The organism is Limimaricola sp. G21655-S1 (assembly GCF_027213785.1).
GTDB lineage: Bacteria > Pseudomonadota > Alphaproteobacteria > Rhodobacterales > Rhodobacteraceae > Limimaricola.
In genome coordinates, this window is record NZ_JAPWGO010000001.1 from 252,007 (window position 1) to 264,827 (window position 12,821).

At 64.2% G+C, this 12,821-nt stretch carries 6 protein-coding genes, 1 tRNA gene and 2 rRNA genes; all 9 read left to right on the forward strand.

What is annotated here, in order from left to right:
• The first annotated feature begins 315 nt into the window (after window positions 1-315).
• The 9 genes from O4G76_RS01340 to O4G76_RS01380 all read left to right on the forward strand — a co-directional run bounded on the left by O4G76_RS01340 (window position 316) and on the right by O4G76_RS01380 (window position 12,731).
• Window positions 316-3,147 (forward strand): 23S ribosomal RNA (locus tag O4G76_RS01340).
• Window positions 3,148-3,306: 159 nt separating this feature from the next.
• A 5S ribosomal RNA gene (gene rrf, locus O4G76_RS01345) occupies window positions 3,307-3,421 on the forward strand.
• A 92-nt stretch (window positions 3,422-3,513) separates the two neighbouring features.
• Window positions 3,514-3,590, forward strand: a tRNA-Met gene (locus tag O4G76_RS01350).
• Between the two features lie 520 nt (window positions 3,591-4,110).
• Entirely contained in the window at window positions 4,111-5,892 is a 1,782-nt protein-coding gene (locus tag O4G76_RS01355; RefSeq protein WP_269395626.1) for an SLC13 family permease, read from the forward strand.
• 477 nt (window positions 5,893-6,369) lie between these two features.
• Window positions 6,370-7,098: a sugar transferase gene (locus O4G76_RS01360; RefSeq protein ID WP_269395627.1), complete on the forward strand. Its 729-nt coding sequence runs from the start codon at window positions 6,370-6,372 to the stop codon at window positions 7,096-7,098.
• Window positions 7,099-7,229: 131 nt separating this feature from the next.
• Entirely contained in the window at window positions 7,230-8,624 is a 1,395-nt protein-coding gene (locus O4G76_RS01365) for a hypothetical protein (RefSeq protein ID WP_269395628.1), read from the forward strand.
• Window positions 8,621-10,528, forward strand: coding sequence for a hypothetical protein (locus tag O4G76_RS01370; RefSeq protein ID WP_269395629.1), 1,908 nt, complete (start codon window positions 8,621-8,623; stop codon window positions 10,526-10,528). Before O4G76_RS01365 ends, O4G76_RS01370 begins: the two co-directional genes overlap by 4 nt.
• A complete protein-coding gene (locus O4G76_RS01375; protein WP_269395630.1) occupies window positions 10,525-11,364 on the forward strand; it encodes a glycosyltransferase in 840 nt (279 codons plus the stop codon). The genes O4G76_RS01370 and O4G76_RS01375 overlap by 4 nt, the downstream gene beginning before the upstream one ends.
• Window positions 11,361-12,731, forward strand: coding sequence for an oligosaccharide flippase family protein (locus tag O4G76_RS01380; RefSeq protein ID WP_269395631.1), 1,371 nt, complete (start codon window positions 11,361-11,363; stop codon window positions 12,729-12,731). Before O4G76_RS01375 ends, O4G76_RS01380 begins: the two co-directional genes overlap by 4 nt.
• Window positions 12,732-12,821 lie beyond the last annotated feature (90 nt).

A 12,821-nucleotide genomic window follows, 5' to 3' on the forward strand; every position in this document is an offset into this window, starting at 1 on the left:
CCGATTTGACCGTAAAGCACTTCTTCAGTGTTTTGCCGTCCAATCGGACGCATGATTTTGACATCGTACAGAGAGAATATATCAGAACCGCCGGTTCGGCCGCGTCAGGTCGGATCCCGGAGCGCCCCAGGGCGCTGCGGAGCAGGCGGTTTTGTTCCAAGTCAAGTACACTAACCTATGTCTTCCCCGTGCCTCGCATGGGCTGGGGAAGGCGGGAAACGTATGACTTTCGGTTCAGAACAGAGCTTTGCTCTTCGTCCTCAAGTAGCCCTCCGGGCGATAGGACGACGAAGAAGCCTTGCTTTTTCTGGATCGGATCAAGCGCGAAAAGGGCGTTTGGTGGATGCCTAGGCAGTAAGAGGCGATGAAGGACGTGATACTCTGCGATAAGCCATGGGGAGCCGAGAATAGGCCTTGATCCATGGATTTCCGAATGGGGCAACCCACCTGAAACTTCGTTATTGTTGCTCGCAAGAGCACTCAATAGCGTCGTTAACCAGGTACTTTTGACCTGAATATATAGGGTTAAAAGAGCAAACCCGGGGAACTGAAACATCTAAGTACCCGGAGGAAAGGACATCAACAGAGACTCCGCTAGTAGTGGCGAGCGAACGCGGACCAGCCGAGCCTTGAATGTGACCAGAACGAGTTGGAAAACTCGGCCATAGCGGGTGACAGCCCCGTATGGGAAGCATGACGGGACGTATCAAGTAGGGCGGGACACGTGTAATCCTGTCTGAAGATCGGGGGACCACCCTCGAAGGCTAAGTACTCCTTACTGACCGATAGCGAACCAGTACCGTGAGGGAAAGGTGAAAAGCACCCCGACGAGGGGAGTGAAACAGTACCTGAAACCGAACGCCTACAATCAGTCGGAGCCTCCTTGCGAGGTGACGGCGTACCTTTTGTATAATGGGTCATCGACTTGGTCTCACGAGCAAGCTTAAGCCGGTAGGTGTAGGCGCAGCGAAAGCGAGTCTTAATAGGGCGTATGAGTTCGTGGGATCAGACCCGAAACCGAGTGATCTAGGCATGTCCAGGATGAAGGTGCGGTAACACGCACTGGAGGTCCGAACCCACACCTGTTGAAAAAGGTCGGGATGAGGTGTGCCTAGGGGTGAAAGGCCAATCAAACTCGGAGATAGCTGGTTCTCTGCGAAATCTATTTAGGTAGAGCGTCATCCGAATACCCCGGGGGGTAGAGCACTGGATGGGTAATGGGGCCCCACAGGCTTACTGATCCTAACCAAACTCCGAATACCCGGGAGTACTAGATGGCAGACACACGGCGGGTGCTAACGTCCGTCGTGGAGAGGGAAACAACCCTGACCTACAGCTAAGGCCCCCAATTCATGGCTAAGTGGGAAAGCAGGTGGGACGACCAAAACAACCAGGAGGTTGGCTTAGAAGCAGCCATCCTTTAAAGATAGCGTAACAGCTCACTGGTCTAAACAAGTTGTCCTGCGGCGAAGATGTAACGGGGCTCAAGCCATGAGCCGAAGCTTAGGATGCGCATAGCGCATGGTAGCAGAGCGTAGTGTGACATAATCCCATGTCTCCTTATGCCCCTCGGGGCTGTTGGAGACGCGGGGTTTTCTGTGAAGCCCGGGCGTGAGCCATCGGGTGGAGAGATCACTAGCGAGAATGATGACATGAGTAGCGACAAACAGGGTGAGAGACCCTGTCGCCGAAAGTCCAAGGGTTCCTGCTTAAAGTTAATCTGAGCAGGGTAAGCCGACCCCTAAGGCGAGGCCGAAAGGCGTAGTCGATGGGAACCAGGTTAATATTCCTGGGCCAGATGGAAGTGACGGATTGCGAAGGTTGTTCGATCTTATCGGATTGATCGGGCCGCTCAGCAGTCCCTGGAAATAGCTCCATCATGAGATCGTACCCGAAACCGACACAGGTGGACTGGTAGAGAATACCAAGGCGCTTGAGAGAACGATGTTGAAGGAACTCGGCAAAATACCTCCGTAAGTTCGCGAGAAGGAGGCCCGGTTGTCACGCAAGTGGTGGCCGGGGGCACAAACCAGGGGGTGGCGACTGTTTACTAAAAACACAGGGCTCTGCGAAGTCGCAAGACGACGTATAGGGTCTGACGCCTGCCCGGTGCCGGAAGGTTAAAAGGAGAGGTGCAAGCCTTGAATTGAAGCCCCGGTAAACGGCGGCCGTAACTATAACGGTCCTAAGGTAGCGAAATTCCTTGTCGGGTAAGTTCCGACCTGCACGAATGGCGTAACGACTTCCCCGCTGTCTCCAACATCGACTCAGCGAAATTGAATTGCCGGTCAAGATGCCGGCTTCCCGCGGTTAGACGGAAAGACCCCATGCACCTTTACTACAGCTTCACACTGGCATCAGGATTGCGATGTGCAGGATAGGTGGTAGGCTTCGAAGCGGGAACGCCAGTTCCCGTGGAGCCTCCCTTGAGATACCACCCTTCGCACTCTTGATGTCTAACCGCGGACCGTGATCCGGTTCCGGGACCCTGTGTGGCGGGTAGTTTGACTGGGGCGGTCGCCTCCCAAACAGTAACGGAGGCGCGCGAAGGTTGGCTCAGAGCGGTCGGAAATCGCTCGTCGAGTGCAATGGCATAAGCCAGCCTGACTGCAAGACTGACAAGTCGAGCAGAGTCGAAAGACGGCCATAGTGATCCGGTGGTCCCGAGTGGAAGGGCCATCGCTCAACGGATAAAAGGTACGCTGGGGATAACAGGCTGATACTGCCCAAGAGTCCATATCGACGGCAGTGTTTGGCACCTCGATGTCGGCTCATCTCATCCTGGGGCTGGAGCAGGTCCCAAGGGTATGGCTGTTCGCCATTTAAAGAGGTACGTGAGCTGGGTTTAGAACGTCGTGAGACAGTTCGGTCCCTATCTTCCGTGGGTGTAGGATACTTGAGAGGAGTTGCCCCTAGTACGAGAGGACCGGGGTGAACGATCCACTGGTGGACCAGTTGTCGTGCCAACGGCAGTGCTGGGTAGCTATGATCGGACAGGATAACCGCTGAAGGCATCTAAGCGGGAAGCCCCCCTCAAAACAAGGTATCCCCGAGGACCGTGGTAGACCACCACGTCGATAGGTCGGAGATGTAAGCGCGGCAACGCGTTCAGTTGACCGATACTAATGGTCCGATAGGCTTGATCCGATCCAGAAACAGCAAGGCTGGATCCGAAAGCATACACGAAACAGGAAATGAACCTGACCTGGAACACCGCTCCCCGAAAGGGCAGGGCGGCTGATACCCCTTACTGGCCTCAAGCAGCCCTCCGGGCGGTAGGCCACTAAGGTGATGTTCTTTCCTCGGTCTGGTGGCCATAGCACGAGCAAAACACCCGATCCCATTCCGAACTCGGCCGTTAAGTGCCGTCGCGCTGATGGTACTGCGTCTCAAGACGTGGGAGAGTAAGTCACCGCCAGACCTAGAAAAGAACATCACATTCTCTCTGGACGATCTCGAAAAGCACCATTCGGCCGCAAGCAGCCCCCCAAGGCGGCAGGCCAGACGAAATGGCGCGGGATGGAGCAGCCCGGTAGCTCGTCAGGCTCATAACCTGAAGGTCGCAGGTTCAAATCCTGCTCCCGCAACCAACAAACACGTACCGAACGCAGAACCGCCGTGTCCCGCAAGGGCGCGGCGGTTCCGCGTTGCGGTGCCCTCCGAAACGAAGGCCAGAACTGAGACCAAAGTACCTTCGATTGGCAAGTAGCCCTTCTGTGTTGGGCAGGCTGCCCAGCAGTGTGGCTACCCCTCTGTGATCACTTGCTTGGTCCGTGGTCAGGGAGAAGCGGACGGGGGCGCTCATGCGTATTGGTGACGGCATGCGACACAGAATTTGTGCCGTCACTAGTGGGGCCGATCAGACGGTCGTGCCTTCATTATGGTCGCAGGCCGGTCGCCCTACAGGGTGCCTTGGGTCGGTAGCGTCGACCATGAGCGTCTCTCTATCCGAGCTTTTGGGCCCAGATCTTTCATCGGTGAAGAAACAGACGCTTTCATCGCGCGGCGTTGAGGGGATTGCCTTTCTTCGATGGCTCGGTAGCACTGGGCTTCGGCACGTCGTGCCGGACCCGCGGGCCGGTCTGCCCGTTTCTTCAGATGGATCCTGAAGTGATCATCGATCTTGGAGCCGCCGCGCCCTATGCGGCCCTTGCGCTGCTCGCCCTTGTTTTCGTCACCTTCACGCTCGAAATCCGTTCTGCCGACATGGTCGCCTTCTGCGGTGCCGTGGGCGCCTTGCTGCTCGGGTTGGTGCAGGTGGATGATGTTCTCGGGGCGCTCGCCAATCCGGCGCCGGCCACCATTGCCACCATGTTCGTGCTGTCAGCGGCGCTGGTGCGTACCGGAGTGCTGGACAGCGCGAGCACGCTGCTGCGCGGCGGCATGGCAAGATACCCGCGCCGTACCATCGCTATCTTTCTTGTGACGGCCGCCGTGGCTTCCGCTTTCATGAACAACACGCCCGTGGTGCTGGTACTGATCCCGGTCGTGATCGGGCTCGCGCGCGAAGCGGGGATGGCGCCGACGCGGTTGCTGATCCCGCTTTCCTACATGGTGATCCTTGGGGGGACCTGCACGCTGATCGGCACCTCGACCAACCTGCTGATCGACGGCGTGACACGGGATATGGGGCTAGCACCTTTCGGCCTGTTCGAGATCGCGCCGCTGGGCTTCGTCGTGGCCGTGGTGGGCGGTGGATTTCTGGCGCTGGCCGGGCCCCATCTACTGCCGGCACGACACGGGGGAGCCGCCGTCACGAGCGAAACGGGCGAGAGTTGGCTTGTGCGGATGAAAGTGCCGGAAGGCTCGGTGTTGATCGGACGCGCGCCCGACGAGGTCGAAGCGTTCCGCCGCAGTGGCACCCATCTGGTCGATCTGTTGCGTGGCGCGGAGTCGCTGCGTAACCGGATGGCAGAGATCCGGATCGCGGCGGGCGACATGGTCGTGCTGCGCTGCCCGGAAAGCGAGGTGGCGGCGCTGCGCGACGGCCGCGTGCCAGGGCTGCACCTGCTGGATGAAAGCGGGGAACGGCCGCGCCGCAGCCATGCCGCCAGTCTTCTCGTCGGACCCGTCGCGCGCAGCCTGAACCGGCCGCTGTCGCGTCTGCAATGGCGCCGCCGCTACGGCGTCTACCTGCTCGCCACCGACCGCTCGGGCGAAGCGCGACCTGAAGCACTAGAGCGGCTCAGGGTGGGCGACAGGCTTCTTGTTGAGGGACGCCTCGAGGACATCGCCCGAATGACGCACGAGGAGCGGTTGATGTCGCTTGGCAGCTTCGAGGCGCGCGCCTTCCGGCGCGGCAAGGCGCCGATCGCCATCGCGACCATGGCCGCCGTGGTCGTGCTCGCCGCCTCCGGGGCGGCGCCGATCCTCGCACTTGGACTGGTCGGTGCCGCGGTGGTGCTGCTCACCGATTGCATCGACGCCGATGAGGGGGTGGGGGCGATCGATGGTCGACTGCTCCTGCTGATCGTGGCGATGCTGGTGATGGGGCAGGCGATGGATCGCTCGGGCGCGTTGGTCATGGCGGTCGAGGCGCTGCGCCCGCTGCTGGCCATGGCGCCGCCATTGCTCGCGCTGGCGGCGGTCTATGTGGCCACATCGGTCCTTACCGAAATCGTGACCAACAACGCGGTGGCGGTGCTGATGGCGCCGATCGCGGCGGGGCTTGCCGCGGGACTCGGGCTCGACCCGCGGCCATTCTTGGTCGCGGTGATGTTCGGGGCCTCGGCCAGCTTCGCCACACCGATCGGCTATCAGACCAACACGCTCGTCCATGCCGCTGGCGGCTATCGCTTCTCCGACTTCCTGCGCATCGGCCTGCCGATGAACATCGTTGTCGGCATCGTCACCGTGCTGGTGGTGCCGCTGATCTGGCCATTGCGGGGCTGAGCCCGGGGCGAATCATTTCGATCGCCTATCCGTCCGTCATTAACGACAATGCGACCCGGAGAGTGGCATTGTTTCGCTATGGCCCCCTCGTTCGAGCGCGCGCCATGAGAATGCCTCGCTTCCGCCGGCGAGCCGAACGATCTCGGGCAACGGCCGGCGCGGGCCGCGCGCGATGGGAGAGGAAATGGCGCATTGGGAGAGGTCCCGTTTCCTCTCCGGCGCCAGTTCGCCATGGTGGCCCGGTATGGTGCGGGGGCTATGACAATCCGGCCGGACTTGCGCAGGCCGAAGTCGGGGCAACGCGTCGTATCGGCCCGGGAATTTCTCGCAATTACCGAGATTTAGAAGCCCGCGACGTACCGGAATTCTTGGCCGTTGGCGGGGCTGGCCCTAACTTCGACCGGGACGGTGAAACCGGGACTGATCCGGCGCACCGGTCACGATGTTGCCGCAAACGGCGAGGGCGAAGGGCCTGAGATGAAGACCATGGCAGTGAATACCGGACTGACGAATCTGCGGCAGGTCATGCCGTCCTCCGAGAGGTTCGTGCGGGATATGGACCCATCGGGGCGTCTGGACCGGGTCGGCCCCGTCAGGTACGGACTCTATCGGCGCCGCGCCAAGCGCTGGCTCGACATTGGGCTGACGGTATTGCTCGTCCTGCCGGTCACCCTGATCGTGGCGATCATCGCCCTGCTGGTCGCGATCGATGGGGGACGGCCCTTTTACGTGCAGTCCCGGGTCGGGCGCGGCGGCCGGACTTTCCCGATGTTCAAGATCCGCACCATGGTGCGCGATGCCGAGGCGGTGTTGAAGCGTCATCTCGAGGACGACCCGTCGGCCCGCGCCGAGTGGCTCCATCGCCAGAAGCTGCGTCACGATCCGCGCATCACGCCGCTCGGCCGCTTCCTGCGTCGCACATCGCTCGATGAGCTGCCGCAGTTCTACAACGTGCTGCGCGGCGACATGACCCTCGTGGGCCCGCGTCCGTTCCTGCCAGAGCAGAAGGCCTATTACGACGGCGAGGAATACTATCTGATGCGACCCGGCATCACCGGCTTCTGGCAGACCTCCGAGCGCAACGAGGCGAGCTTCGTCCAGCGTGTCGCCTATGACCGGTGCTACTACCACGCGCTGTCGCCGCTCACCGATATTCGAGTGATCGGCCGGACCCTAAAGGTGGTGCTGCGCGGCACCGGCATGTGAGGCGGTACCCCTTGCGCCGCGTCGGCAACGGGTGTTGCCTGAACCGTGACGCCCGCTGATCGCCATCGCGGCGTCACGACTTCGTCCGGACATCGTGCCAAGGTCGGGATGACACGCTGAACAGGGGCCGCATGCCGAACGCCGTCGCTTCGATCGCCCTGCTGGCTTGGCCACTGGTCACGCTGGTGCTGTTCGGGCGCCTGCGGCCGGGCGTGGCACTGGTGGCGAGCCTGCTGGGGGGCTACCTGCTGCTGCCACCGCTGCCAGCGGAATTCGACCCGCCGCTGCTGCCATCGCTCAACAAGGACACGATTCCCAGCCTCTCGGTTCTGCTGGCCGCCCTCATGTTGCGGCGGGTGCAGCTGCGCGGGCTTCTGCCGCGCCAGCGATTGATGCGGCTGGCACTGGCCGTGTTTCTCCTGTCGCCGTTGATGACCGTGCTGAGCAATGGCGATCCTCTGGTCTTCGGGCCGCTGGTGCTGCCCGGGCTGCGGCTCGCCGAAGTGCCGGGGCTGCTGATCCAGCAGGGGTTTCTCGTGGTGCCGCTGCTCCTCGCGCGGGTCTTCCTGCGCGAGGAGCGCGAGCACCGCATGATGCTTTGGGCGCTGGTGGTGGGAGGTCTCGCCTACACCTTGCCGATCCTGGCCGAGGTGCGGCTCAGCCCGCAGCTCAACACCTGGATCTACGGTTATTTCCAGCACAGCTTCGAGCAGATGATGCGCGGCGATGGGTTCCGCCCGATCGTGTTCCTCTATCACGGACTCTGGGTGGCGTTCTTCATCGCGATGGCGGTGCTCGCCGCGACGGGGCTGGCGCGCAGCGCAAATAGGGGGCGCGCTCCCCTTCTCTGGGCCTTGGCAGGGCTCCTCGGCGTCGTGCTCGTGCTGTGCAAATCCATGGCGGCGCTGGTCTATACGATGGTGCTCGTTCCGGCTTTGGCCTTCGCGCCGCGCCGGCTGCAGCTCTTCGGCGCCGCGGCGATGGCGGCGCTGTCCCTGGCCTACCCGCTGCTCAAGGGCGCCGATCTGGTGCCGCAGGAGCGGCTTCTCGAATGGGCCGGATCGGTAAGCGCGGACCGGGCCCAGTCGCTCGGCTTTCGCTTCGACAACGAAGACGTGCTCTTGGAGCGCGCCATGGAGCGGCCGGTTTTCGGCTGGGGAATCTGGGGTCGCAACATGCTTTACGACCGCCAGAGCGGACGCGAGATCACCGTGACTGACGGGCGTTGGCTGGTGGTGATCGGCGTGTTTGGCTGGGTCGGTTTCCTTGCCGAGTTCGGCCTTCTGGCCTTTCCGGTGCTGCGACTCTGGGGGGGCTCCGGACGATCGCCGCCCGGTCCCGCCACGGTGACGCTCGCCGTGATCCTCGGCATGAACCTCGTCGACCTGTTGCCCAACGCCACGTTGACGCCGCTGACCTTTCTGGCGGCGGGGGCGGTGTTGGGGCTGATCGAGACCGCACCGCGTCATAGGCCGCGGCCCGAGGCTGCGCCCCGCCGGCCTGCGCCGATCCGGACCGTCCTGTGAAGGGGCTGGCGGGCCTCGCCGCGCTGCTCCTTTGCGTAGCGCTTGCCGGCCTGCCTGCGCGGGCCGCGCCGCTTCTGGGCATGAACCTCGCGGGCATCTCGGACTGGTCCACCGAGCATCCGTTTCTCGACCTAATGAAAACCTCGCGGCCCTGGATCGGTCATGGCGATGACCAATGGGGCGCGATGAGCGCCGAGCAACTGGTTGCCGAGGGGCATGTCGATCGTAACGGACGCCTGCTCTCGATCCCCGAGGGTATCGCCCGGGTCGGCACGCTGATCCTTACCGACCAGCCCGAAACGGCGGTCTCGCTCGCGGGGCGCTACGTGCTGCGCTACGACGGACAGGGCGACATCACGGTGAGGGGGCGCGGCCGCGTGGTCTCGCAGATCCCCGGGGAGATTCGCTTCGACTACGATCCGGGACCGGGCGCGGTCGAGATCGAGGTGGCCGCGATCGACGCGGCGGACCCGCTGCGCGAGATCACGGTGGTGCGCGAGGACCGGCTCGGCCATGCGGCGGCGGGCGCGCTGTTCAATCCCGATTGGCTGGAGCGGGTCTCGGATCTGCGGCTGTTGCGCTTCATGGACTGGATGGAGACCAACGGCTCCCCGCAACGTCGCTGGGACGACCGGCCACGCCCCGGGGATCAGCGCTGGGTCGATGCTGTGCCGGTAGAGGTGATCACCCGGCTCGCCAACGAGATCGGCGTCGATCCATGGGTGACGCTGCCGCACATGGCCGATGACGACTACGTGCGCAGCTTCGCAGCCTATATGCGGGACCATCTCGATCCCCGGCTCATGATCCACGCGGAGTGGTCGAACGAGGTCTGGAATTTCGGGTTCGAACAGGCGCATTGGGCACAGGCCCGCGCGCGTGATCTCTGGGGCGAGGATGCGCCCGGAGATGCCTGGATGCAGTTTGCGGGATGGCGTGCGGCGCAGGTGGCGGACATCTGGGCGGAAACCTTTGGCGCGGGCGCCGAGGGGCGGCTGGTGCGGGTCTTCGCCACCCAGACTGGTTGGCCGGGGCTGGAGACCGCGGCCCTCGAAGCGCCGCTGGCCGTGGACGAGGGGGCGAGCCCGCCCGCCACGAGCTTCGACGCCTATGCCGTCACGGGATATCTCGGCCATGATATCGGCGCTGACGATCACCTCGATGAACTGCGCGCGCGACTTGTCGACGGCACCGCGCAGGCCCATGCGCTGGCTCTCCTCGAAGACGACCTTGCCGAGTTGACGCAGAGGTTCTGGCCGCATCATGCCGGCGTCGCGGCCCGGCATGGGCTGCGATTGGTGATGTATGAGGCCGGGCCGCATCTGCTGGCGGGCCCGGCGGGGCGCGACGACGCGGCCGTGACCGACTTTCTGACAGAGCTGTCCTACGCTCCGGAAATGGCGGCACTGATCGACGATCTCATGGCGGGCTGGCGAGCGGTGGGTGGTACCCAAGCCACAGCCTATCTTGACATCGCCGCCCCGTCGCGCTGGGGCAGCTGGGGCGCGCTGCGCCATCTCGACGATGCCTCCCCCCGCTGGGACGCTTGGATGCGCCACAATCGCGAGGGTGCGGATTGGGAAAGCCGGGCGCCGGGAAGCTTCGACGACGGGGTGACGCTGCAGGGAGGCGACAGGGCGGAGCGGCTGGTCGGTACGCTCGAGGAAGACCTCCTGCTGGGCGGTGGCGGCGATGATGTGATCCATGCCGGGCCCGGCGATCGTGTCGATGGCGGGGCGGGACATGATCGGGCGGTGCTGCCTGCGGCACTGCGCGACCTGCCCGTGACGCGCGAGGGCGAACGGCTGGCGATCGGTGCCGGGCCTTCGCGGCTGCTTCTGGCGGGGATCGAGGAGATCGCCTATGTGGAGCAATCCGCGACCCTGACGGAGACGCCGCGATGACCGCGCCGATGCCGATGGATATCCTGATTCCGGCCAGCAACGAGGCCGGTCTGATCGAAGGCTGTCTCTCGGCGCTGGCCGCCAGCGAGCCGCTGCCCGCTCCCGTACGCGTCACCGTCATAGCCAATGGCTGTCGCGACGCCACCGCCGACGTCGCGCGCGCCGCCGGCGCGGCTCTTGGCGCACGCGACTGGGCGCTGCGGGTGATCGAGCTGGCGCAGGGGTCGAAGATCGCTGCGCTGAACGCGGGCGAGGCGGCGCTGACCCACCCGGCGATCCGGGTCTACCTCGATGCGGATGTGACGGTATCGCCGCCATTGCTGTTGCAATTGCACCGGGCGCTGGACCGCCCGGAGCCGCTTTATGCCAGCGGTTTGCCCCGGATCACCGGTCAGGGCCGTATCGCGCGCGCCTATGCGCGGCTCTGGGCGCGGCTGCCCTTCATGACGCATGGGGCGCCGGGTTGTGGCCTCTTCGCGGTCAATCCCGCCGGGCGGGCCCGCTGGGACATGTTCCCGGACCTCATTTCCGATGACGGTTTCGTGCGGCTGTGCTTCTCGCCGGATGAGCGGATTGCCGTGCCGGCGCGCTACGACTGGCCCGTCGCCGAGGGGTTCGCGGCGCTGCTGCGGGTGCGCCGACGGCAGGATGCGGGCATGGCGCAGATCGCGCGATGTCACCCCGATATGCTGGCACGCGAAGACAAGCCTGCGCTCGGTCCTTGGGGCGTCGCGCGCCTCGCCCTGCGCGATCCGGCAGGGTTCGCGGTCTATGGCGCGGTGGCGCTGGGCGTCCGGCTTCGGCCCGCCCCGTCGGACTGGAGCCGCGGCCGGTGAGCGCGGCATTGATCGGTCACCTGCGCTCGCGCGGTATCGGTGGTCGGGCGCTGCGCTCGGCCGCGATCATCATCGCGGGTTTCGGGGCGGGGCAGGGTCTGCGCCTCATCTCCAATCTCGCGCTCACCCGGCTGCTCTTTCCCGAGGCCTTTGGCACCATGGCGATCGTCATGGTCTTCATGATGGCGCTGGGCATGTTCTCGGATGTCGGCATCTCTCCCGCGATCATGCAAAGTCGGCGTGGCGACGATCCCGATTTCCTCGACACCGCCTGGACGATCCAGATCGGCCGGGGGTTGGGATTGTGGTTTGCGGCGTTGGGCCTCGCCTGGCCCGTGGCGCAGTGGTATGGCGAGCCCGACCTCGCGCGGTATCTGCCGGTGGCGGCGCTCGCGCTGATCCTCAACGGCTTCAACCCGACCAAGCTCGAAACCGCGCACCGGCATTTGCGCGCCGGTCGCGTGACACTGATCGAGCTGGCAACCCAAAGCACCCAGCTGGTCACCGGCGTCGTTCTGGCGTGGAGCTGGGGCTCGATCTGGGCGCTGGTGGTGGCGGGGCTGGTCGGCGCGATGGCGCAGCTCGTATATCTCAACCTGTTCCTGCCGGGGCCGCGCAACCGGCTGCGCCTCGAACCTGCCGCCGCGCGAGAGCTGGTGCATTTCGGCAAGTGGATCTTCCTCTCGACCGTGGCAGGATTCCTGCTGGGCCAGAGCGACCGGGTGCTGCTTGGGGGCTATCTCTCACTGGCGGATTTCGGGGTCTACAATATCGGCCTGTTCCTCGCGACCTTCCCCCTGCTGCTCGGCCACTTGGTAACCCGACGTGTGCTGATCCCGGTCTACCGCGAAAGCCCGCCGGCCGAGAGCCGGGCCAATTTCCTGCGGCTTCAAAGGCTCAGGACGCTGGCGACATCGGGCCTCCTCGCGGCGACGGCGGTGCTGGCGCTGTCGGGCAACCAGCTGATCGGGGTGATGTATGACGGGCGCTACGCGATGGCGGGGGGCGTGGTGGTGCTGATGGCGGTGCTGCAGATCCCGGTGCTGGTCGGGCTGACCTACGAGCAGGCGGCACTGGCCTCGGGGCGCTCGCGCCGTTTCTTCGTGCTGCAAGCCTCGCGCGCGGGGCTGACCATCGCCGGCCTGGCGCTGGGCCTTGCCTTGGGCGGCTTTCTTGGCGGGCTGATCGGGCAGGGCGTGGCCGCGCTGCTGGCCTACCCGGTGCTGGTCTGGGTCGCACGACGAGAGAAGGCATGGGATCCGCGCCACGACGCCTTGGCTGCTCTGGCCGGAATTGCGATCGCCGCTCTGGCCCTGACATTGAACTGGCCTGCCGTGGCAGCGCTGGCTGCGGTCGCGCCGGGATAGCCAGCATGTCCGCAAGCCGGTATCCCGTCGGAAAAGTGCCGCATTCGCAGTCTAGCCAGTTTGCGCAACCACACGGGGCAGGGGAAGAGA